Below are 20,633 nucleotides of genomic sequence, written 5' to 3'. Positions count from 1 at the left end.
AAACGGGCGGATACGGGCACCATCGGGCTCAGGACGTGCCTGGCCACCCTCTTCCCGGAGCTGTAGAACTTCCTGCACAGGGCCCGAACGGGCAGCACGCGGAAGTGCGGTCCTTCGGAGGCACCGGGGGGACCGGGGAGAGGGGTGTCGTCCATGACGGCGGAGGAACGCCAGCGGCAGATCGTGCGCGCGGCCCGCCGCTCGGGTTCCGTCGACGTCACGGTGCTCGCGGCCGAACTGGGCGTCGCGAAGGAGACCGTACGCCGCGATCTGCGCGCCCTGGAGGACCACGGTCTGGTCCGCCGCACCCACGGCGGCGCCTATCCGGTGGAGAGCGCGGGCTTCGAGACGACGCTCGCCTTCCGCACCACGATGCACGTACCCGAGAAGCGCCGCATCGCGGCCGCGGCGGCCGAGCAGCTCGGCGACGCCGAGACCGTCTTCATCGACGAGGGCTTCACCCCGCAGCTCATCGCCGAGGCCCTGCCGAAGAACCGCCCCCTGACCGTGGTCACGGCATCACTCGCCACGGCGGGCGCGCTCGCCGGGGCCGACCACGTCAGCGTGCTGCTGCTCGGCGGCCGGGTGCGGCCCGGAACGCTCGCCACCGTCGACCACTGGACGACCCGCATGCTCGCGGGCTTCGTGATCGACCTCGCGTACATCGGCGCCAACGGCATCTCCCGCGAACACGGCCTCACCACCCCGGACCCGGCGGTCTGCGAGGTGAAGGCGCAGGCCATGCGCGCCTCGCGGCGCACCGTGTTCACGGGCGTGCACACCAAGTTCGGCGCTGCCAGCTTCTGCCGCTTCGCGGACGTCAGCGACCTGGAGTGCATCGTCACCAGCACCCAGCTGCCCGCCTCCGAGGCTCACCGCTACTCCTTGCAGGGGCCGCAGGTCATCCGGACCTGACCGCCCCGCCGCCCCCTACCTCCACCCACCCCCGGTCTCCACCGCCCACCGCCGCCCACGCCCCCGCGGGGCAGACGGTGCGGCACCCCCTGCCCGCAGCCGTGCGGGCACGGCCCCTGCCCCCCTCGTTCAGGAGCGATTCATGCGAACCCACAGCCGACGGAGATCACGGCGGCTGCTCGTCGTGACCGCCGCAGGGACGCTGCTCGCCCCGCTGCTCTCCGGCTGCTGGGCCGGGGCGGGCGGGACCGGTTCCGGCGGCGACTCGATCAACGTACTGATGGTGAACAACCCGCAGATGGTGGAGTTGCAGAAGCTCACCTCCGACCACTTCACCAAGAGGACCGGTATCGAGGTGAACTTCACCGTGCTGCCCGAGAACGACGTCCGCGACAAGATCAGCCAGGACTTCGCCAACCAGGCGGGCCAGTACGACGTGGCGACCCTGAGCAACTACGAGATCCCCATCTACGCCAAGAACGGCTGGCTGCACGAACTCGGCTCCTACACCCGCGAGGACCGCGCCTTCGACCAGGGCGACATCCTGCCGCCGATGCGCCAGTCCCTCACCGGCGAGGACGGCAAGCTCTACGGGCAGCCCTTCTACGGCGAGTCGTCCTTCCTGATGTACCGCAAGGACGTCTTCGCGAGGAAGGGCCTGACCATGCCCGCGAAGCCGACCTGGCGGCAGGTCGCGGACCTCGCCGCGAAGGTCGACGGCGCCGAGAAGGGCATGAAGGGCATCTGCCTGCGCGGACTGCCCGGCTGGGGCGAGGTGATGGCGCCGCTGACGACCGTCGTCAACACCTTCGGCGGCACCTGGTTCGACAAGGACTGGAAGGCCCGCCTCGACTCCCCCGAGTTCGCGCGGGCGACCCGCTTCTACGTGGACCTCGTGCGCGAGCACGGCGAGTCCGGTGCCGCCCAGTCCGGGTACGCGGAGTGCCTGAACAACCTCACCCAGGGCAAGACCGCCATGTGGTACGACGCCACGGCCGCCGCGGGATCCCTGGAGGCCGCCAAGTCACCGGTCAAGGGCAGGATCGGCTACGTACCCGCACCGGTGGACAGGACCGAGAGCTCCGGCTGGCTCTACACCTGGGCGTGGGGCCTGCAAAAGGCCTCGCACAACCCCGACAAGGCCTGGGAGTTCATCTCCTGGGCATCCGGCAAAAAGTACGAGCAACTGGTCGGCGAGAAGATCGGCTGGTCCAACGTGCCCGCGGGCAAGCGCGCGTCCACCTACGAGCACCCGCGCTACCGCGAGGAGGCGGGAGCGTTCCAGAGCGTCATGCGCGCCGCCATCGCCGACGCCCGCCCCCGCGACCCGGGCCTCCAGCCCCGGCCCGCACCGGGCATCCAGTTCGTCGGCATCCCCGAGTTCACCGACCTCGGCACCCGGGTCTCGCAGGAGATTAGCGCGGCCATCGCCGGACGCCAGTCCGTCGACGCGGCCCTGGAGAAGTCCCAGCAGCTCGCCGAGAAGATCTCCGAGGAGTACGAGGGACGATGACCGCCACGACCAGCACCCCGCACACCCGCGCACCCGCGCGGACGGCCCCGCCGCGCCCCTCGGGACGGCTGCGCGCCTGGGCCACGAGGGCCCCCTTGCTGCCCGCGCTGATCTTCATGGTCGCCGTGACCCAGCTGCCGTTCGTGGCCACGCTGGTGATCTCCTTCTTCGACTGGAACGCCCTCTACCCCGACGCCCGCTCCTTCACCGGACTCGCCAACTACCAGGAGGTCCTCACCGACGCCGACCTGCGCAAGTCCGTCTGGACGACGATCCTGCTCACCGCGACCGTCGTCCTCGCGAGCCTCGTCGTCGGCCTCGGCCTCGCGCTCCTGCTCGACCGGAGGTTCCGCGGCCGCGGCGTAGTGCGCACGCTGCTCATCGCGCCGTTCCTCCTGGTGCCGGTGGCCGCGGCACTGCTGTGGAAGCACGTGCTCTACAACCCCGAGTACGGCCTGTTCAACGGCATCCTGCACTGGGTCGGCGGCGACGGCGCGAGTCAGCCCGACTGGGTCTCCAACACCCCGCTGATCGCCATCGAACTGTCCCTGATCTGGCAGTGGACGCCCTTCATGATGCTGATCCTGCTCGCCGGGCTACAGAGCCGTGACACCGAGCTGATCGAGGCGGCCCGCATGGACGGCGCAAGCAACTGGCAGGTCTTCCGCCACCTCACGCTCCCGCACCTGCGCCGCTATCTGGAACTGGGCGCCCTGCTCGGTTCGATCTACATCGTGCAGAACTTCGACGCCGTCTTCACCATCACCTCGGGCGGCCTCGGCACCGCGAACCTGCCCTACACCGTCTACCAGAGCTTCTACCAGGCCCACGAGAACGGCCTGGCGTCCGCCGCCGGTGTCCTCGTCGTCATCGGCTCCCTCGTCATCGCGACCTTCGCGCTCCGCGTGGTGTCGTCCCTCTTCCGCGAGGAGGTGTCCCGCGCATGAGCGGCGTCCGCACGAGCGACGACGTACCCGTCAGCGGCACCCGGTCCGGCACCCGGCCCGGCCCCCGCTCCGGCGCCCGACCCGAGGTGCCGAGCGCACGGCCGCGCACACGGGCCGGGGGCGCGGGGCTCACGCTCGCCGCCTGGCTGGCCGGGGTCCTCTTCTTCCTGCCCATCGCCTGGATGGCGCTGACGTCCTTCCACTCCGAACAGGACGCCGCGACGAACCCGCCCTCGGTCGCCGCTTCGCTCACCCTGGACGGCTACCGGGAGTTCTTCGGCGCGAGCGGCGGCGCGAGCCCCTGGCCCTCGCTCATCAACTCCTTCGTCGCGTCGACGGCCTCGACGCTGCTCGTCCTCCTCCTGGCCCTCCCGGCGGCGTACGCCCTGTCGATCCGGCCGGTGAGGAAGTGGACGGACGTCCTCTTCTTCTTCCTCTCCACCAAGATGCTGCCGGTCGTCGCGGGCCTCCTGCCCCTCTACCTCTTCGCCAAGAACACCGGCTTCCTGGACAACATCTGGCTCCTTGTCATCCTCTACACGTCGATGAACCTGCCGATCGCCGTCTGGATGATGCAGTCGTTCCTGTCCGAGGTGCCGGTGGCGATCATCGAGGCCGCGCAGATCGACGGCGCGCGGCTGCCGACGGTCCTCACCCGCGTGGTCGCCCCCATCGCGCTCCCCGGCATCGCCGCGACGTCCCTGATCTGCTTCATCTTCAGCTGGAACGAGCTGCTCCTCGCCCGGGTCCTGACGGGCGTCGTCGCCCAGACGGCACCCGTCTTCCTGACCGGCTTCATCACCAGCCAGGGCCTGTTCCTGGCCAAGGTCTGCGCCGCGTCGCTCATCATCTCCCTGCCGGTGCTCGCCGCGGGGTTCGCCGCCCAGGACAAGCTGGTCCAGGGCCTGTCGTTGGGAGCCGTCAAGTGAAAGCCGCCATCATCGAGTCCGTCGGCAAGGCCGTGGTCGGCGAGGTGCCCGACCCCACGCCCGGACCGCGCGACGTCGTCGTGGAGGTCGCCGCGTGCGGCATCTGCGGCACCGACCTGCACATCCTGCGGGGCGAGTTCGCGCCGACGCTGCCGGTGGTGCCGGGACACGAGTTCGCCGGCCAGGTGGTGGGCGTGGGCACGGCCGTCACCGAGCTGTCGATCGGCGACCAGGTCGCCGTCGACCCCTCCCTGTACTGCTACGAGTGCCGCTACTGCCGCGACGGCCACAACAACATGTGCGAACGCTGGGCCGCGATCGGCGTGACCACGGCGGGCGGCGCCGCGCAGTACGCGGTGGCGCCGGTCGCCAACTGCGTACGCCTTCCCGAGCACATCCGCACCCAGGACGCCGCCCTCATCGAGCCGCTGTCCTGCGCGGTGCGCGGCTACGACGTCCTGCGCACCCGGCTCGGCGCCCACGTCCTGATCTACGGCTCCGGGACCATGGGCCTGATGATGCTGGAGCTCGCCAAGCGCACCGGCGCCGCGAGCGTCGACGTCGTCGATCTCAACGCCGAGCGGCTGGCCACCGCGCGGCGGCTCGGCGTCAGCGGGTCCGGTGCGAGCCCCGACGAGCTCGACCGGCCGCAGGGCTGGGACGTCGTCATCGACGCCACCGGCAGCGCCGCCGCCATCCAGGACGGGCTCGACCGGGTCGCCAAGGCCGGCACCTTCCTCCAGTTCGGCGTCGCCGACTACGCCACCCGCGTCACCATCGACCCCTACCGCATCTACAACCAGGAGATCACCATCACCGGTTCCATGGCCGTCCTGCACAGCTACGAACGCGCCGCGGAGCTGTTCGCCGCGGGGGTTCTCGATCCGGACGTCTTCATCAGCGACCGGCTGCCGCTGGCCCAGTATCCCGAGGCCCTGGACAGGTTCGCGGCGGGAGAGGGCCGCAAGATCGTGGTGGTGCCGTAGGGCTCCGCCCCCGGGTCCCGCTCCGTCGGCGCTCCGCGCCTCGTCCTCAATCGCCGGACGGGCTCATTCGAGCCCGTCCGGCGATTGAGGACGAGGCCGCAGGCCGATGACGGGGTCTGGGGCGGAGCCCCAGTTTCGGAGAAGGGGCGGGACTGGGGCGCCCCCGCGAGGGCACCCACCCCCCGCCCAGAAAAACCCCTGGGTAAGGGAACGGCAAAGTCCGCCCGCTCGTTACCCCGGCATGACAGCTATGACCCCCGGCTCGAACATCCCGCTGCCCGCACCCCGCGTGGCGGTGGACGTCTCCGCCCCCGTGCGCCTTGACGTATCGGGCCTGCTGCTCACCGCCGACGGCAAGGTGCGCTCCGACGACGACTTCATCTTCTACAACCAGCCCACGGGCCCCGGCGTGACACACCGCTCGGGCGGCGGCTCCGCCCCCGACGCGATCACGGTCGACACCGCCGCGGTGCCCCCGGGCATCGAGAAGATCGTCGTGACGGCGAGTCCGGACGCGGCGGGCCAGTCCTTCCAGGGCGTGGAGCCCACGGCCACGATCCGCAACGCGGACGACGGCTCGGTCCTCGCCACCTTCACCCCGCCGCGGCTCGGCACGGAGACCGCCCTGGTCATCGTCGAGATCTATCTGCGCAACGGCGCGTGGAAGGCCCGCGCCGTCGGCCAGGGGTACGCCAACGGCCTCGCGGGCATCGCGACGGACTTCGGCGTGACGGTCGAGGAGCCGACCCCGACGCCCACCCCCGCGGCACCGCCGCAGCCCGCGGCTCCCGCGGCCCCGATGGCGCCCCCGACCGGCGCGCCGGTGCAGATGCCGCCGCCGCCCGCCGCCCCGGCCGCCGCGCCCTCCGCCCCGGCCCCGGGCGCCGGGAAGATCAACCTCGACAAGGGCCGCGTCAGCCTCCAGAAGAACCAGACGGTGTCCCTGGTCAAGGGCGGCCGTCCGCTGCTCGCCCAGGTCAAGATGGGCCTCGGCTGGGAGCCCGCGTTCCGCGGCAAGGACATCGACCTGGACGCGTCGGTCATCGCGTACGGCCCGCAGCGCAATCACATCGACAGCTGCTACTTCGGCAAGCTGAAGATCCTCAAGGGCGCGGTCAAGCACTCGGGCGACAACCTGACGGGTGAGGGCGGCGGTGACGACGAGGTGATCGTCGTCGACCTCGGCGCGCTGCCGCAGGAGGTCACGGGCCTGGTCTTCACGGTGAACTCCTTCTCCGGCCAGAAGTTCACCGAGGTCGCGAAGGCCTACTGCCGGCTGATCGACGGCGCCACGGGCGAGGAGCTGGTCCGCTTCGACCTGACGAACGCCGAGGCGCAGACGGGCGTGATGATGGCGAAGCTGGTCCGCCAGTTCACCGGCGAGTGGGACATGACGGCGATGGGTGACTTCGTGAAGTCCCGCACGGTGCGGGGCATGGTGAAGCCCGCGGCGCAGGCGCTGTGACACACGGCCCCGGGCGGCGGTGGCGACGGCGGTCCGCCACCACCGCCGCCGGGGGCCGGTTCACCGCAGCCGGGGCCAGTCCGCCGACCGGCCGGACTCGAGCAGCTGCACCATGCGGAAGGCCGCGTCGGAGAGACCGCCGGACACATGGCGGTTCGCCGTGCCGGAGGCGCCGTGGCCCGTGCGGCAACCGGCCAGGTTCCAGGTGTGGACCGGGACGTGCGCCGGTACGTGCTCGGTGGGCCCGCCGCGGTGGTGGTGCGCGACCTGCTCGTCGGTGACGATCAGGACCCGGTCGTGGCTCCGGTAGTGCCTGCGCACGGCCTCCGTGGTGTCCGTGCCGCCGAGGTCGCCGCGCCCTCACCCGGCGTGCCGCACTCACCGCGGGCGGCGGCGCGGCCGCGGCCCTCGCGGGGTGGGCCATCAGCACGGCATCGGGACGTGCCGGGGACACCGCCGACGAGGGCACGCTGACGCTGCGGGCGGGCAGGGGCACGGCGGGGGCGACCCGGTGGACGCTCACTCTCGACGAAGCACTGGGCGACGGCAGCGGCAACGGCATCGGCAACGGCCTGAACGGGCTGCTGCTCAGCGGCGACACCGTATTCGTACACGGTCCGGCGCGCGGCACGACGCTCGGCGGCGCGGTCCGGGCCGTGCGGGCGTCCGACGGCACGAAGCGGTGGCACCGGAGCGCGGGGACGCGGGAGCCGCCCGCGCTGTGGGGCGTGACCGGCGGGCTCCTGGTCGCGCCCGACGTCCTGCCGGACGTCGTCGGTGTGCCGACGGGCGAGCCCTGGCCGGTGCGGGACGCGTGGCCGTCGGCGACCGCACGGTGGTACGCGGCCGCCGGCCGCCGCCTGGTGACGCTGCACACGACCGGCTCGTCGAACGCCCCCGAACTGCGCCTGCGCACGCTGCCCGACGGCACGTCCCCCCGTACCCGCGAGGACGTCCCCGCCTGACTGCCGCCCGCCGTCTCCGGCTCCTCGCTGCTGCTCGCGCCGGAGCCCGCGGCCCTCGACGACGGGGCGACCTGCCTCGACGCCCGTACGGGCGACCCGCAGTGGACGTACGAGCACCTGCGCGCCGCGGACCGCGCGGTGGCCGCCCCCGTGACGCTCCCGCGCGACGGCGCACGGGAGGCGCGGTTCGCGCTGCTCACCGAGGAGTCCGAGCTGCATCTGATCGACGTCGGTGACGGCGGCAGGACGGCCAGGACCCGTCTCGGCGTGGCGGCGGGACGGGGCACCACGGCACTCGGGTACGCCGCGGGCACCGGCCTGGTGCTCGGCGGCGGCCGGCTCGTCGGCTTCGACCCCGGGGACGGCGCGGAGCTGTTCTCGCACGCCTGCGCCGGGCTCGACGCGAGCTGGCCGCGGCGGGCGGGCGGCGTACCGGGTCCTGTGACCGCCGACGGCGTCCTGGTGCACTGGACGGACACCCGCACGCTCCAGGGCGTCGACCTGCGCGACGGCCGCGAGCCGCTGTGGCGGGTGTCGTTCGAGGCGACCGGCCGGCGCCCGCCCGCCGTCGGCGGCGGCCTCGTCTACGTCACGGCGGGCGACGAGGTCCGCGCCATCGGCCCCCGGGACGGGGAGCGCAGGGCCCGCTGGTCCCTGCCGGGGGCGGAGGGCACCGTCACCGCGCTCGCCGCCGACACCCGGGGCTGGTACGCGCTGCTCGGCGGCAGGTCCGTACGCGCCGTCAACGCGCCCGCCCGGTGACGGCGCGGGGCGCTCAGGGGCGCTGGCGCCGCCACGGTCCCGTGATCGCCAGCATGATGCCGGGCGTCTGGATGTTGGCGTACAGCGTCCGGCCGTCGGGCGAGAAGGTGACGCCCGTGAACTCGCTGTAGGACGGCTTCTCCGGGGTGCCCGCGTTCAGTTCGTTGCGCGCGATCGGGTACGTGCGTCCGCGCTCGGTCGCGCCGAACAGGTGCTGGACGCCGTCGCCGTCCTCGGCGACGACGAGGCCGCCGTAGGGCGAGACGGTGATGTTGTCGGGGCCGTCGAACGCGCCGTCCCTGTCCGGGTCCGGATTGACACCGAGGAGCACCTTCAGGGTCAGGGTGCGGCGGCCGGGGTGGTAGAACCACACCTGCCCGTCGTGCTGCTCGGGGCTCTCGGCACGGGCGTACGAGGACACGATGTAGGCGCCGCCGTCGCCCCACCACATGCCTTCGAGCTTGCGGGCGCGGGTGACGTCCCCGGGGCCGAACTGCTTGCGGACCGGCACGGTGCGCGCGTCGCGGTCCTCGACCTCCTCCCAGTCCACGCCGTACACGGTGCCGATCCTCGTGGCGCGCGCGAGGTCGTCGACGAAGCGGCCGCCGGAGTCGTAGCACTTGAGCGCCTTCAGGACACCGGCGTCGTCGGCGAGCGTGCGCAACCTGCCGCGGCCGTGCCGGAAGCCGTGCGGCGGTGTCCAGCGGTAGAGCAGGCCGTTGGGGTTCGAGGCGTCCTCGGTGAGGTAGAGGTGGCCGCGCTTGGGGTCGACGACGACGGCTTCGTGGGCGTAGCGGCCGAGGGCCTTGACCGGCTCGGGGTCGCGGTTGGCGCGCCGGTCGTAGGGGTCGACCTCGAAGACGTAGCCGTGGTCCTTGGTCATGCCGTTCTGCCCCGCGCGGTCCTCGGTCTCCTCGCAGGTGAGCCAGGTGCCCCACGGGGTGGCGCCGCCCGCGCAGTTGGTGGCGGTGCCCGCGACGCCGACCCACTCGGCGACCTCGCCGCCCCGGCGCACCTCGACGACCGTGCAGCCGCCCGCCGCCGCCGGGTCGTACACGAGCCCTTCGGTGAGCGGCACCGGGTGCTTGGCGCGGGTGCGGGGGCCGCCGATCTCGTGGTTGTTGACGAGCAGGGTGACGCCGCGGCGGCCCTCGAAGGCGGCGGTGCCGTCGTGGTGGGACGGCGTGAACTCGCCGGTCTCCAGCCTGGTCCTGCCGCTGTGCGTGATGACGCGGTACGAGAATCCGGCGGGCAGCGCGAGGAGGCCTTCCGGGTCGGGGAGCAGCGGGCCGTAGCCGGGCGAACCGTGGCCGTGGCCGTGACCCCGGCCGTCGGCCGCGTCGTGGCCTTCGGGCCCGACGACCTCGGGGTCCTCGGCGGCGAGCGCTCCCGGCGCGGTGGCGAGCGCGCCGACACTCCCGACCAGGGCGACGCCCGCCCCGGTGACCGCCGACCGTCTGCTGAAGTCCTTGCGGCTGAGCGACGACATGATTTCTCCTGAGGGGCGCGTACGACCGGGCCTGGGCCTGCTGTCGCGTCACGGTCCCGCTCACGTATAAACGGCAGTTGAACGAAGGCCGACTTCGGCGGTCGACTTCCGGACGCACAGATTCCGCCAGGAGGCTCTCATATGAGGACGCGTATGACGACGACCATGGATGTTGGGGCGGGCTCGCGTGCGGGTGCCGGTGCGGGCACGCGTGCGGGTGCGGGGGTGGAGGTGCATCCGGGGGTGGACGCGGGCGCCGGTCCGGAAGCGGACGCCGCTGCCGGTGCGGACACGGCCACGGGTACGGCCCCTGCCCCTGCCCCGGTCGCGCCGGAGGGCTTCCCCGCCACTGGTCGCCGGGTGCTGATCAGCGGGGCGTCGCGTGGGCTCGGCCGTGCCCTGGCCCGGGCCTTCGCGGACAACGGCGACCGGGTCGCGGTGCACTTCGGTTCGCGCGCGGACGACGCGCGGGCCACCCTCGACTCGCTCGCCGGTTCCGGGCACGCCCTGGTGGGCGGGGATCTGGCGGACCCGGCGGGCGCCCGGGACGTGGCGGAGCGCGCGGCGCGGGCGCTCGGTGGCATCGACGTCCTGGTCAACAACGCCGCCGTCAATCTGCCGCACCCGCCCGCGAGCACCTCGTACGAGGACTGGTCGGCGCTGTGGCAGCAGCACGTCGCGGTGAATCTGGTCGCGACCGCGAACCTCAGCCATCTGGCGGCCCACCGCATGATGGGCCAGGGCGGCGGCGGCCGGATCGTCAACATCGGTTCGCGCGGCGCCTTCCGGGGCGAGCCCGACTATCCTGCGTACGGTGCGACGAAGGCGGCCGTGCACGCGCTCGGGCAGTCGCTCGCCGTGGCGCTGGCGCCGCACGGGATCGCCGTGGCGTCGGTGGCGCCCGGATTCTTCGGCACCGAGCGGGTCGCGCACCGGCTCGTCGGTGCGGAGGGTGCGGCGATCCGCGCGCAGAGTCCGTTCGGGCGGGCGGGCACCGCCGAGGAGATCGCTGCCGCGGTGCTGTGGTTGGCGTCGCCGGCCGCGGAGTGGGCCTCCGGCGCGGTCCTCGACCTCAACGGGGCGTCACACCTACGCACCTGACCCCCCGGGTCCCCCCCATCAGGGACTCCCCCACCCACCCGCCCACCCATCGCGCTACGCGCTCGTCCTCAATCGCCGGACGGGCTCCAATCAGCTGCGGCGGGAGGGCGGGGGCGCAGGCCGGTGGGACGGCGCCCCGGTGAGACAGAGCCCGTCCGGCAATGGAGAGCGGGGACGCAGGCCGATGAAACGGCGGGCGGGCGCGTAGGGAAGAGCCCGTCCAGCGGTAGAGAGCAGGAGCCTAGGCCGGTCAGACAACGGCCGGGTGAGATGGAGCCCGTCCGGCGATTGAGGACGAGGCCGCAGGCCGATCAAAGGGCGGGCGGATGGGGAAGAGCCCGTCCAGCCGTAGAGACCGGGAACGCAGGCCAGCCAGACAACCGCCGGGCAAGAAAAAGCCCGTCCCGCGGTCAAGGACCAGGCCGCAGGCCGAAGAAACGGCGGGCGGGTGGGGAAGAGCCCGTCCAGCCGTAGAGACCGGGAGCGCAGGCCAGTCAGACAACCGCCGGGCAAGAAAAAGCCCGTCCGGCGATTGAGGACGAGGCCGCAGGCCGATCAAAGGGCGGGCGGGTGGGGAAGAGCCCGTCCGGTGGTGAGGACAAGGCCGCAGGCCGGTGGAAGGGCGGGTGGGTGGGGGACAAGGCCTTCGCGGTGGCGAGCGGAGGACGGGGCCGGTGTGCCGGGGGCGTGCTGCCCGCGCGGAACACCGGCCGAGCCCCGGCCAAGGGAGGAACTCAGGCCTGCTGCGAGCGGGCCTTGAAGGCAGCCTTGCGAGCCTCCTTCGCCACCTTCTTGTCGGGATGCAACCGCCCCATCGCCTCGAGCACATCCGCGGTAGCGGGATGCTCCACCCGCCAGGCGGCAGCGAAGAACCCACTGTGCTGAGCGGCAAGCCCCTCCACGAGCCCCTGCAACTCCTCGGAGTTCCCCTCCGCGGCAAGCTGCGCGGCAATCGTGTCGACGGTGAGCCAGAACACCATCCCCTCCGACGGCGCGGGCACCTCCGCGGCCCCGTGCTCCGCGAGCCACACCCGGGCGAGCCCCCCGAGCTCCGCGTCGTCGAGCACCTCGCGCAGCGCGGGCTCGGCCGTGCCCCCGACGAGGGAGAGCGCCTGCTGGCACCGCAGCCGCCGCAACGGCGCCCCCTCGTCGCCACCGCGCGCCGCGGCGAGCAGCTCCCGCGCGGCATCGAGCGGGGCCCGTCGACCGAGCCACAGCTCGATCTCGGCCTGCGCGGCGGCCTGCGGGAAGACGGCCGTGGCGTCGAGCAGCGTGTCGGCGCCCTTGTCGGCGAGGTCACCGACGGCGGGCGCGTCGATGCCCGCCTCCAGCATCCGCGCCCGGATCCCGAACAGGCCGAGGGGCGTCAGCCTGACCATCCCGTACCGCGTGACGTCCTCGTCCTCCTCGGCGGGCGGCAGCGGCTCCTCGCTGTCGATGTCGGCCATCAGGGCCTCGTCCACGGGCTGGTACTCGACGAGTCCGATCGGCTCCAGCATCCGGAACTGGTCGTCGAGGCGCATCATCGCGTCCGAGACCTGTTCCAGGATGTCGTCCGTGGGCTCGCCCATGTCATCCGGAATGATCATGGAGGCGGCGAGCGCGGGCAGCGGCACCGCGCCGCCGTCGGGGGCGTTGTCACCGACGGTCAGCAGGTACAGGTTGCCGAGGACGCCCTCCAGGAAGTCCGCCTCGCCCTGCGGGTCCCAGCCGAGCTCCTCGAAGTCGATCTCGCCGCCGCCCTCGATGGCGTCGACGAGGTCCTCCAGGTCGGGGACCGTCGCGTCGGCGAACACGGTCTCCAGGGCGGCGAGCCAGATGCCGAGGACGTCCTGGGGCCCGCCGGAGGTGAGCAGCCCGAGCTCCTCACCCGCGGTGACGGTGCCATCGGCCTCCTCCCCCTCGGCGTCGGCCTCGTCGGGGTCCCGCACCTCCACCAGGCCGGTGTCGACGGCGACCCGCCACGCCTCACTCGCGTACGCCGCCGCGTCACCGTCGTCCACGGAACCGGCATCGGAACCACCATCGGAACCGGAACCGGCGCCGGTGAGCCCGAGCTCGGCCGCGGCGGCCGGCAGCTGCTCGTCGACGAGCTCGCCGCCCGCGCCCACCCGGGTCCCGGGTCCCGCCCAGCGGGCGAGCCGCACGGCGCGGGCGAGCAGGGGTGCGGCGAGGGCGTCCCGCGCGAGCTCCGCTTCGGAGTGCAGCAGCACCGGCGGCAGGGTGGCGGGGCTTTGGGACATCGGCTGGTTCTCCTGACGGGCGTACGGGTCTGCTGCGTGAAGCCTAGACGGATTTGACCGTTTGCCGCCCGCCCGTCCGGCGTACCGGAACCGGTCGGGTTCCCGCCCCGCCGCCGGGCGGCCCCGCCCCACCGCACCCGGCGCGCCCGGCCCGGCGCCCGAGCCATCCGCCCGTCGCCCGGCGTACAGCCGCCGCACACCCGAAGAGCCTTGACAACTCCACCGTCCGCACAAGAGATTGACGCGCGTAGAGCGCCACTCCCCAAGCCGCGCCCCACCCCTCCTCACCTCGGAGTCCCCGATGCCTCACATACCGAGATCCGCCGCTGTCGGCGCCGTCGCCGCGACCGCCCTCGCCGCCGGACTGCTCGCCGCCACGGCCGGAGCCTCCACGGCTTCCCCCGCCTCGCCCGCCTCCCCCGATCAGGTCCGGGTGCACGACATCCAGGGCGGCACGCGACTCTCGCCGCTCGCGGGACAGCAGGTCGACGGCGTGCCCGGCATCGTCACGGGCGTGCGCGCCTACGGCTCGAAGGGCTTCTGGATCCAGGACGTGCGCGGGGACGGCGACCGCGCGACCAGTGAGGCCGTCTTCGTCTACACCGGCGCCACGCCGACCGTGCGCACCGGCGACGCCGTCCGGGTCTCCGGCACGGTCACCGAGTACGTGCCCGGCGGCGCCTCATCCGGCAACCAGTCCCTGACCCAGATCACCAAGCCGACGGTGACCGTGGAGTCCTCCGGCAACGCCCTGCCCGCGCCCGTGACCGTCAGCGCCAGGTCCGTGCCCGGCGCCTACGCCCCCGCGGGCGACCCGGCCGCGGACAACAGCGTCAACGCGCTGCCCCTCAAGCCGCGTTCGTACGCCCTGGACCTCTACGAGTCGCTGGAGGGCATGAACGTACGGATCGGCTCCTCGCGCGTCGTCGGCGCCACCGACCCGCACGCCGAGCTGTGGGTGACCGTGAAGCCGCAGGAGCGCCCGACCCGGCGCGGCGGCGCGCTGTACGGCTCGTACGCGGCGCAGAACACCGGCCGCCTCCAGGTGCAGCAGCTGGCCCCGCTCTCGGAGCGGCCGTTCCCGAAGGCGGACGTGGGTGACGTCCTGACCGGCGGCGCGGAGGGGCCCCTGGACTTCAACCAGTACGGCGGGTACACGCTGGTCGCCCGGGAGCTCGGTGCGGTGAAGGGCAAGGGCCTGGAGCGGGAGCGGACCCGGCCGCAGCGCGCGGGCGAGCTGGCCGTGGCCACGTACAACGTCGAGAACCTCGACCCGGGCGACCCGCAGGCGAAGTTCGACGCGCTCGCGTCCGCGGTGGTCACCAACCTGGCCGCGCCGGACATCGTCGCCCTGGAGGAGATCCAGGACGACAACGGCCCGAAGAACGACGGCACGGTCACCGCGGGGCAGACCCTGCGGAAGTTCACGGACGCGATCGTCGCGGCGGGCGGCCCGCGCTACTCCTGGCGGACCGTCGACCCGGAGAACAACAAGGACGGCGGCGAGCCGGGCGGCAACATCCGGCAGGTGTTCCTCTTCAACGCCGAGCGGGTGTCCTTCACCGACCGCGGCGCCGGTGACGCGACCACCGCGACGGGCGTCGTGCGGAACGGCAAGCGGGCCGCGCTCACGCACTCGCCCGGCCGGATCGCCCCCGCCGACGCGGCGTGGGCCAACAGCCGCAAGCCGCTCGCGGGCGAGTTCAGCTTCCGTGGCCGGACCGTCTTCGTGGTCGCGAACCACTTCGCCTCCAAGGGCGGCGACGAGTCGCTGACCTCGCACCACCAGCCCCCGGTGCGCTCCTCGGAGGCCCGGCGGGTGCAGCAGGCCGAAGCCGTGAACTCCTTCGTGCGGGAGATCCGGGGGGTGCAGAAGGACGCGGACGTGCTCGTGGTCGGTGACATCAACGACTTCGAGTTCTCCGCGACGACCAAGGCCCTGGAGGCGGGCGGCACGCTGCGCGCCGGCGTCAAGTCGCTGCCGCGCTCCGAGCGCTACTCGTACGTCTTCCAGGGCAACTCCCAGGTCCTCGACCAGATCCTGGTGAGCCCCGGCGTCGGCCGGTACCACTACGACAGCGTGCATGTGAACGCGGAGTTCGCGGAGCAGAACAGCGACCACGACCCCCAGGTGGTGCGGTTCCGGCCGTAGCGGTTGCGGGCGTAGGGGTCGCGGGCGGTCGCAGCCCCCGGGGCGCGGCGCTCAGGCGTAGAGGCGCGTCAGCCAGTCGTGCCAGGCGGCCTCGGTGCCCTTGGCGTCGGCGCCCGGCGCGAAGTCGTGGATGCTCAGCGCGACGGGCCTGCCGAAGTGGTTGCGGCCGAAGAAGCGGTAGAGCGCGTCCTCGGTGCGCAGGCCGATGAAGTACGTCGTACGGAAGTCGATCACGGCGTCCAGTTCGGTGGCCGCCGCGCCCAGGCGGACGCGGGCGCCCTCCGACGCGTCGTCGGGCAGGCCGAGTTCCTGCGCGAGCCTGACGAAGGCGGCCGCGTCCACGGCGGCCGCCGGGGCGTCGAGGGCGGTGAAGGTGACGGGGCGGCCCGCGAAGTACGTCAGGTACTGCCGCAGGCTGTGCAGATAGAAGTCGGTGTGCTTGCTCGCGGCTTCGTACTGGTCGTCCCAGTCCTGGGCGGCCCTGGCGGTCTGCGCCGCCTGCGCGGCCCTGGAGGCCCGGGTGACCTGGCGCCGGGCGGCGGCGCCCTGGAGGCCCCTGGCGCCCCGGACGCCCCGGGGGCCGGGGGCCTCCGGCGCGTCCGGGGGTCCGGGGGCGAAGGTGCCGCCGTGCGCATGGCGCACCCAGGAGCGGCGGCCGCCGTCGCGCGGCTCGATCCGGTGCTCCAGGTGGGCGGCGTTCCGCTCCGGCGGGAGCGCCCCGAGGCGGTCCGAGCGGATCGCGAGGCGGCGCGGCGGATCCCAGACGGTGACCACGGCGTCGCGCGCCGCGTCGCCGCCCACCCGCGGCTCGTACACCATGGGCCACAGCCAGCCGCCGGTGCCGGTGGTGAACGCCTCCCACACGTCCCGGGGCGGCGAGTCGACCTCGAACTCCCGGACTATCTCGAACTCCCTGCCGCTGCTGCCACTGTCGCTGTCGCTGCCGGTGCCGCTGTCCATCGTCATGACGACTCCTCGGGGCCGAGCGGGACGGCCGGGGCCGCCCGATCCTCGATCACACGCTCACGTCCTTATGACTCCACCTGCGGCGGCCCCGGTAAAGCCCTGCGGCACGACTACCCGGGTACGACTCCGTACGCCCGCCGGTAGCGCCGCACCCGGCCCGGCTCCAGCGTGCCCGGGAAGTCCCGTACCCGCCGCCACTCCTCGGAGAGCGTGCCGATGCCCTCGCCCGGGCTCTCGATCGCCCGCGCGTGGTGTGCCGCGGTCTCCCACTCCGCGTAGTTGACGATGTGCGTGCCGTCGGTGCTCAGATGGAAGTGCGCCGCGAGGAGGCCGGGAACGGCGGGGCCCGCGGCGATGGCGTCGGTGACCGTGCGCACCCAGGCCCGCTGCCGGTCGGCGTCCGGTCCTTCGAAGGACACGTCGACGGTCACGAACGCCTCGGGAACGGCTGCGGCGGGGCCGGGGCGCACACTGGTGTGCAAGCGGGTCCTGGTCAGCCCGAGCCGCTCGACGCCGGGCACGGCGGCGTCGATCTCGGCGTTCCGCTCGTCCCTGCCACGGGCGAAGAAGTCCTGGTAGGCCTTCTCGTCGTGCCACTGCGAATGGTGCATCAGGGTGGCGCCGTCCTCGCCCTCGTACACGTGGTAGGACAGCAGGCCCTCGTGCGGCCAGGGACGGCTCTCCCAGGCCTTGGCGATCGCGTCGACCGTCGCCCGCTGCCGCTCCGGGGTGCCGACGTGCCAGGTGCTGAAGAAGGCGAGGCCCGCGTCGGGGCGGGTCGGGTCGGGGTGCGTGGTGGCGCGCTGCGTCATGGGACTCTCCACTGGCGTAGGGGTGTTGCCTGCCGAACTCGCCCTACGCTCCAATGTGAACCTTGGTTCAGGTCAAGCCCGTCCAAGTCGGGCCCCGACATCGGACCCGCTCACGGCGGGCCCGTCCACGTCGGACCTGCTCCCGTCGGGCCCTCCCGTGTCGGACCCGCCGCCCCCGGACCCGCTCACGTCAGGCCCGTTCCGGCTCCGGCAGCGTCACCGCGACGAGGCCGGGGCGCTTCGCCCGGTGCGCTCCGCCCGGCCCCGGCCGCACCCGGACGACCCGGCGCCGCACCCACGGCCCCACCGCACCGGCCAGCCAGCGCACCTCCTGCGCCGCGCCGCCCAGCGCGGAGACCGGGGCAAGCGGTGGCAGCGGCCGGGCCCAGTCCGCGAATCCGGCGAGGCCGAGCACGTCGGCGACACCGGCGGCTATGCGGGCGTGGCCGACGGGGCTCGCGTGCGTGCGGTCACGACTCCACAGCCGCGGGTCGGCGGTGATGCGCTGCGGGAACAGGTCGAGGACCAGGACGCCGTGCCGGTCGGCGGCGGCGCGGACGCGGGCGTTGAGGTCGACGACGCGGGGCTGCGCCCGGCGGGCCAGGGGCGCGATGCGGGCGATGTCGGGGAAGGTCACGGTGACCACGCGGGCGCCGGTCCCGGCGAGTTCGGCGAACATCTCCTCCACGGCGCGTGCGGTGCGGGCCGCGTCGTAACCGGGCCTGACCAGGTCGCCCGCGCCCGCGACCACCGTCACGAGGTCCGGCTTGAGGGCGAGGGCAGGGGCCAGTTGCTCGTCCCTGACCTGCTCCGCGAGGCGCCCGCGCACGGCCAGGTTGGCGTACGCGAAGTCCGGATGTCCGACGGCGAGTATCTCGGCGAGCCGGTCGGCCCAACCGCGGTACCCGCGCCGTTCGTCGCCGTCGCCGAGGCCTTCCGTCTGGCTGTCTCCGACGGCGACGTAACGCTCGTACGGATGCGGGGTCATGGCCCGAGGGTCCTGCGCCCGCAGGGGCCCGTCAACGACGCCTGGCCGACGCGCGCCCCACTCCGGCCAGGCCCGCCCCACCCGTGCCCCCGCGCCCCACCACGCACGCCGATCCGCCCGGCTCGTGAGGGAGCGCACGACGGCCACGGCCGGCGCGCGCCCGCTCGCTACGCCCGTTCCCGCCCGTTCCCGCCCTGTCCCTGCCCGCCGATGCGCCCCAACTCGACCTGGAACCAGTCGAGGCGGGCCTGTAGCAGGGCCGCCTCGGCGGCCAGCTCGGGCAGCCCGACATCGGCGGTGGCCGCACCGAAGGGGCCGGGCGAGGAACCCGGCGCCGGACCCGGCACGGCACCGGCCCCGCCGGGAGCCGTCGCGGGCGCCGGAAGCACCCGCAGCCCCTCTCCCGCCACCGCCGCGAACCGCGGCAGGCTCACCGCCGTGCCACCACCGCCGCGCCCGCACGCGCCGCACACCGCTGCGAGCGCGCGCCAACCGGGTCTGCCCCAGCCCGCGTCCGCGAGGCCGGTGGCCGCCGCGCCACAGCCACACGGCTGCACGGTGACGACCCGCACCCGCTGGCGCGCGTAGCGAAAGCCCTTCTCGAAGCGGATGTAGGCGCCGAGCACGGCCACTTCGAGCAGGGCGGCCCCACGGTGCTCGGCGGTGCACAGGAGCCCTTCCGCCGCCGAGCGCTCGTGCACGCAGTGGAAGCCGCAGTCGCAGCGCCGGTGCGGTGCGCGGTGCCGCCGGCCGTAGGCGCAGTGGGCCTCGTCGAACGCGCCGTAGGGCAGGGAGCCGCCCAGCGAGACGCCGGTGAACCCGGCCCGGGTGCCGTCCTGGGAGAGGACCGGGTGGGCGATCTTGTATCCGGTGGGCGGCTCCGCGAGGCGTTCCTCGGGAAGCCGTAACCTCATCGGCCGACCGGCACCTCGACCTGGACGGGGGCCGACTCCACGGCCGCCGGGGCGGTTTCGGACACGGACTCCGCGGCCCCCGGCGGGAACTCGGGCCGCTCGGCCTGCCGCTCGAGCGGCCTCTCCTCGGCGATTCCGGTGGCGACTGCCTTGCCCAGCCTCATGGTGCCTCCTGTGAACGACCTGTGGACGTCCCGGCGTCTGCGCGTCCGGCTCCCGCCATGGTGACGCATTTCCGTGCGCGTGGGTACGGTCCCTCAAGGGTTCGCCATGGATTCGCCGAGGATTCGCCGCCACCTCCCCCGCCGCGCCGACGACCCGCGCCGCGTGGCTGCCGCCCGGCACCTCGTAGCACCGCTGCCCGGCATCTCGTAGCAGAATTAAGTGGAGCTCAACTCCCGGCGGGCCGAGACTTCCCCCATGACCGCTGCTCACCTGCCCCCCACGGTGTTTCCCACAGTGCCTTCCACGGCCCCCACAGCGCGTGACGTACCCGCCGCCCCGCTCGGCCGCGCCCTGTGCGCGATGGTCACGCCCTTCACCGCGTCCGGCGCCCTCGACCTCGACGGCGCCCAGCTGCTCGCCGACCGCCTCGTCACCCAGGGCTGCGAGGGCCTGGTCCTCTCCGGCACCACCGGTGAGTCACCGACGACGTCGGACGCGGAGAAGGCCGCGCTCGTGGAGGCCGTCAGGGAGGCGGTCGACGGCCGGGCCTCGGTCGTCGCGGGCGTCGGCAGCAGCGACACGGCGCACACCGCCGAACTCGCCCTGCGGGCCGAGAAGGCGGGCGCGGACGGCCTGCTCGTGGTCACGCCGTACTACAGCAGGCCGCCGCAGGAAGCGGTCGAGGCGCACTTCCGCGCGGTCGCCGACGTGTCGGGCCTGCCCGTGGTCCTGTACGACATCCCGGGCCGCACCGGCACCCGCATCGAGCCGGACACGATGCTGCGGCTCGCGGACCACCCGCGGATCGTGGCGGTCAAGGACTGCGCGTACGACCTGCTCGGCTCCGCGAAGGTGATGGCCAACTGCGACCTCGCGTACTACACCGGCTGCGACGAGTTCGTGCTTCCGCTGTACGCGCTCGGCGGCGCCGGTTACATCAGCACGGTGGCGAACGTGGCGCCGCGCAGCCTGCGGGCGATCGTGGACGCGTTCGACGCGGGCGACACGGCGGGGGCCGCGCGCGGGCAGCGGCAGCTCACCGAACTCATCGAGCTGATGATGGCGTCGGGCCTGCCCGGCGCCGTCACGGCGAAGGCACTCCTCGACGCGCTCGGCCTGCCCGCGGGCCCGGTCAGGGCGCCGCTGCTGCCCGCCGACCGCGAGGCGGTCGACGGGCTGCTCGCCGCCTACGAGGCGCTCGGCGGAGCGCTGCCCGCGGGGGCGGTCCAGCGGGTCGTGAGCATCGGCGACCGGACGCCCTTGTAGCCCTCGGGCCGCCCGCGCGGCCCGTGGTGTGCCGGTCGCGGTAGCCCTGGCCGCC

At 73.6% G+C, this 20,633-nt stretch carries 18 protein-coding genes and 1 pseudogene; 11 read left to right on the top strand and 8 right to left on the bottom strand.

Annotation, left to right across the window (positions count from 1 at the left end):
* Window positions 1-153 precede the first annotated feature (153 nt).
* The 6 genes from ACH4DX_RS05660 (at window position 154) to ACH4DX_RS05635 (ending at window position 6,755) form a co-directional block, all read left to right on the top strand.
* A complete protein-coding gene (locus tag ACH4DX_RS05660) occupies window positions 154-915 on the top strand; it encodes a DeoR/GlpR family DNA-binding transcription regulator (RefSeq protein ID WP_398122687.1) in 762 nt (253 codons plus the stop codon).
* Between the two features lie 142 nt (window positions 916-1,057).
* Window positions 1,058-2,428, top strand: coding sequence for an ABC transporter substrate-binding protein (locus ACH4DX_RS05655; RefSeq protein WP_398154082.1), 1,371 nt, complete (start codon window positions 1,058-1,060; stop codon window positions 2,426-2,428).
* A complete protein-coding gene (locus ACH4DX_RS05650) occupies window positions 2,425-3,375 on the top strand; it encodes a carbohydrate ABC transporter permease (protein WP_398154081.1) in 951 nt (316 codons plus the stop codon). The genes ACH4DX_RS05655 and ACH4DX_RS05650 overlap by 4 nt, the downstream gene beginning before the upstream one ends.
* Window positions 3,372-4,304 (top strand): carbohydrate ABC transporter permease, encoded by a 933-nt coding sequence (locus tag ACH4DX_RS05645; protein WP_398154080.1) that lies wholly within the window; start codon window positions 3,372-3,374, stop codon window positions 4,302-4,304. The genes ACH4DX_RS05650 and ACH4DX_RS05645 overlap by 4 nt, the downstream gene beginning before the upstream one ends.
* Window positions 4,301-5,290 carry a zinc-dependent alcohol dehydrogenase family protein gene (locus ACH4DX_RS05640; RefSeq protein WP_398154079.1) on the top strand — a complete coding sequence of 330 codons (990 nt, stop codon included), beginning with the start codon at window positions 4,301-4,303 and terminating at the stop codon, window positions 5,288-5,290. Before ACH4DX_RS05645 ends, ACH4DX_RS05640 begins: the two co-directional genes overlap by 4 nt.
* 250 nt (window positions 5,291-5,540) lie before the next feature.
* Window positions 5,541-6,755, top strand: a complete 1,215-nt coding sequence (locus ACH4DX_RS05635; RefSeq protein ID WP_398154188.1) for a TerD family protein — start codon at window positions 5,541-5,543, stop codon at window positions 6,753-6,755.
* 60 nt (window positions 6,756-6,815) lie between these two features.
* On the opposite strand, the pseudogene ACH4DX_RS05630 reads toward ACH4DX_RS05635, so the two are convergent.
* Window positions 6,816-7,109, bottom strand: a pseudogene (locus tag ACH4DX_RS05630) (TROVE domain-containing protein); the annotation flags it as partial.
* 302 nt (window positions 7,110-7,411) lie between these two features.
* Between ACH4DX_RS05630 and ACH4DX_RS05625 the strand changes: the two are divergent.
* Window positions 7,412-7,720: a hypothetical protein gene (locus ACH4DX_RS05625; protein WP_398154078.1), complete on the top strand. Its 309-nt coding sequence runs from the start codon at window positions 7,412-7,414 to the stop codon at window positions 7,718-7,720.
* A gap of 150 nt (window positions 7,721-7,870) precedes the next feature.
* Complete coding sequence (locus ACH4DX_RS05620; protein ID WP_398154077.1) at window positions 7,871-8,482, top strand: PQQ-binding-like beta-propeller repeat protein; 612 nt, start codon at window positions 7,871-7,873, stop codon at window positions 8,480-8,482.
* A gap of 13 nt (window positions 8,483-8,495) precedes the next feature.
* On the opposite strand, the gene ACH4DX_RS05615 is transcribed toward ACH4DX_RS05620, so the two are convergent.
* A complete protein-coding gene (locus ACH4DX_RS05615; protein ID WP_398122694.1) occupies window positions 8,496-9,971 on the bottom strand; it encodes an alkaline phosphatase PhoX in 1,476 nt (491 codons plus the stop codon).
* A gap of 153 nt (window positions 9,972-10,124) precedes the next feature.
* On the opposite strand from ACH4DX_RS05615, the gene ACH4DX_RS05610 reads away from it, so the two are divergent.
* A complete protein-coding gene (locus ACH4DX_RS05610; RefSeq protein ID WP_398154076.1) occupies window positions 10,125-11,072 on the top strand; it encodes an SDR family NAD(P)-dependent oxidoreductase in 948 nt (315 codons plus the stop codon).
* A 734-nt stretch (window positions 11,073-11,806) separates the two neighbouring features.
* On the opposite strand, the gene ACH4DX_RS05605 is transcribed toward ACH4DX_RS05610, so the two are convergent.
* Window positions 11,807-13,315, bottom strand: a complete 1,509-nt coding sequence (locus ACH4DX_RS05605; protein ID WP_398154075.1) for a hypothetical protein — start codon at window positions 13,313-13,315, stop codon at window positions 11,807-11,809.
* A gap of 301 nt (window positions 13,316-13,616) precedes the next feature.
* On the opposite strand from ACH4DX_RS05605, the gene ACH4DX_RS05600 reads away from it, so the two are divergent.
* A complete protein-coding gene (locus tag ACH4DX_RS05600; RefSeq protein ID WP_398154074.1) occupies window positions 13,617-15,467 on the top strand; it encodes an endonuclease/exonuclease/phosphatase family protein in 1,851 nt (616 codons plus the stop codon).
* Between the two features lie 51 nt (window positions 15,468-15,518).
* On the opposite strand, the gene ACH4DX_RS05595 is transcribed toward ACH4DX_RS05600, so the two are convergent.
* The 5 genes from ACH4DX_RS05595 to ACH4DX_RS05575 form a co-directional block, all read right to left on the bottom strand.
* Window positions 15,519-16,433 carry an SRPBCC domain-containing protein gene (locus ACH4DX_RS05595; protein ID WP_398154073.1) on the bottom strand — a complete coding sequence of 305 codons (915 nt, stop codon included), beginning with the start codon at window positions 16,431-16,433 and terminating at the stop codon, window positions 15,519-15,521.
* A gap of 110 nt (window positions 16,434-16,543) precedes the next feature.
* On the bottom strand, window positions 16,544-17,245 hold the full coding sequence (locus tag ACH4DX_RS05590) for an antibiotic biosynthesis monooxygenase (RefSeq protein ID WP_398154072.1): 702 nt from the start codon (window positions 17,243-17,245) through the stop codon (window positions 16,544-16,546).
* A 190-nt stretch (window positions 17,246-17,435) separates the two neighbouring features.
* Window positions 17,436-18,233, bottom strand: a complete 798-nt coding sequence (locus tag ACH4DX_RS05585; RefSeq protein WP_398122700.1) for an SGNH/GDSL hydrolase family protein — start codon at window positions 18,231-18,233, stop codon at window positions 17,436-17,438.
* Window positions 18,234-18,400: 167 nt separating this feature from the next.
* Window positions 18,401-19,147, bottom strand: coding sequence for a hypothetical protein (locus tag ACH4DX_RS05580; protein ID WP_398154071.1), 747 nt, complete (start codon window positions 19,145-19,147; stop codon window positions 18,401-18,403).
* Window positions 19,144-19,311 (bottom strand): hypothetical protein, encoded by a 168-nt coding sequence (locus tag ACH4DX_RS05575; protein WP_398154070.1) that lies wholly within the window; start codon window positions 19,309-19,311, stop codon window positions 19,144-19,146. Before ACH4DX_RS05575 ends, ACH4DX_RS05580 begins: the two co-directional genes overlap by 4 nt.
* Before the next feature lie 256 nt (window positions 19,312-19,567).
* On the opposite strand from ACH4DX_RS05575, the gene dapA reads away from it, so the two are divergent.
* Entirely contained in the window at window positions 19,568-20,578 is a 1,011-nt protein-coding gene (gene dapA / locus ACH4DX_RS05570) for a 4-hydroxy-tetrahydrodipicolinate synthase (protein ID WP_398122703.1), read from the top strand.
* The last annotated feature ends 55 nt before the right edge of the window (window positions 20,579-20,633 follow it).

This window comes from Streptomyces sp. NPDC017940, from assembly GCF_044328435.1.
Classification (GTDB): domain Bacteria; phylum Actinomycetota; class Actinomycetes; order Streptomycetales; family Streptomycetaceae; genus Streptomyces.
Note: the sequence above shows the minus strand (reverse complement) of the source record. Positions and strands in the feature narration are given on the sequence as shown.

Bases quoted from the DNA above. Each gene is read 5' to 3' on its own strand.
- ACH4DX_RS05605 (WP_398154075.1), bottom strand. From the start codon at position 13,315: ATGTCCCAAAGCCCCGCCACCCTGCCGCCGGTGCTGCTGCACTCCGAA.
- ACH4DX_RS05645 (WP_398154080.1), top strand. From the start codon at position 3,372: ATGAGCGGCGTCCGCACGAGCGACGACGTACCCGTCAGCGGCACCCGG.
- ACH4DX_RS05580 (WP_398154071.1), bottom strand. From the start codon at position 19,147: ATGAGGTTACGGCTTCCCGAGGAACGCCTCGCGGAGCCGCCCACCGGA.
- ACH4DX_RS05635 (WP_398154188.1), top strand. From the start codon at position 5,541: ATGACCCCCGGCTCGAACATCCCGCTGCCCGCACCCCGCGTGGCGGTG.
- ACH4DX_RS05655 (WP_398154082.1), top strand. From the start codon at position 1,058: ATGCGAACCCACAGCCGACGGAGATCACGGCGGCTGCTCGTCGTGACC.
- dapA (WP_398122703.1), top strand. From the start codon at position 19,568: ATGACCGCTGCTCACCTGCCCCCCACGGTGTTTCCCACAGTGCCTTCC.
- ACH4DX_RS05660 (WP_398122687.1), top strand. From the start codon at position 154: ATGACGGCGGAGGAACGCCAGCGGCAGATCGTGCGCGCGGCCCGCCGC.
- ACH4DX_RS05650 (WP_398154081.1), top strand. From the start codon at position 2,425: ATGACCGCCACGACCAGCACCCCGCACACCCGCGCACCCGCGCGGACG.
- ACH4DX_RS05575 (WP_398154070.1), bottom strand. From the start codon at position 19,311: ATGAGGCTGGGCAAGGCAGTCGCCACCGGAATCGCCGAGGAGAGGCCG.
- ACH4DX_RS05595 (WP_398154073.1), bottom strand. From the start codon at position 16,433: ATGACGATGGACAGCGGCACCGGCAGCGACAGCGACAGTGGCAGCAGC.
- ACH4DX_RS05600 (WP_398154074.1), top strand. From the start codon at position 13,617: ATGCCTCACATACCGAGATCCGCCGCTGTCGGCGCCGTCGCCGCGACC.
- ACH4DX_RS05615 (WP_398122694.1), bottom strand. From the start codon at position 9,971: ATGTCGTCGCTCAGCCGCAAGGACTTCAGCAGACGGTCGGCGGTCACC.
- ACH4DX_RS05585 (WP_398122700.1), bottom strand. From the start codon at position 18,233: ATGACCCCGCATCCGTACGAGCGTTACGTCGCCGTCGGAGACAGCCAG.
- ACH4DX_RS05610 (WP_398154076.1), top strand. From the start codon at position 10,125: ATGACGACGACCATGGATGTTGGGGCGGGCTCGCGTGCGGGTGCCGGT.
- ACH4DX_RS05590 (WP_398154072.1), bottom strand. From the start codon at position 17,245: ATGACGCAGCGCGCCACCACGCACCCCGACCCGACCCGCCCCGACGCG.